The sequence below is a fragment of the Shewanella sp. T24-MNA-CIBAN-0130 genome, from assembly GCF_040310185.1.
Classification (GTDB): domain Bacteria; phylum Pseudomonadota; class Gammaproteobacteria; order Enterobacterales; family Shewanellaceae; genus Shewanella; species Shewanella psychromarinicola.
This window is the reverse complement of record NZ_JBEOPP010000569.1, coordinates 1-235: the sequence shown is the minus strand read 5'-3', so window position 1 is coordinate 235 and position 235 is coordinate 1. Positions and strand designations below refer to the sequence as shown.

The 235-nt window shown below is 51.1% G+C and carries 1 protein-coding gene; it reads left to right on the top strand.

What is annotated here, in order from left to right; translation table 11 throughout:
• Positions 1-235, top strand: a 235-nt coding sequence (locus AAEZ02_RS23530; protein ID WP_351125670.1) for a hypothetical protein, incomplete at both ends; no start/stop codon positions are given.

Below are 235 nucleotides of genomic sequence, written 5' to 3'. Positions count from 1 at the left end.
ACCGTCACAGCGCCAGCTATTGAACCGATAGTTGCGTCTAAACCAACGGTAAGCTTTGCCGTGCCAGAGGGTGATAGCGGTAACCATATTGCTGATATGATGCCAGAAGATGACAGTCGAGCTGACGACACTGACCTGCCTGTGATGCCTCATATTAGTGATGATGCCGCCTTTAGCCAAAAATCTCGTTCGATGCAAACGGCTGCCTATCGCAGTAGTCTGACGCCTATCCCTG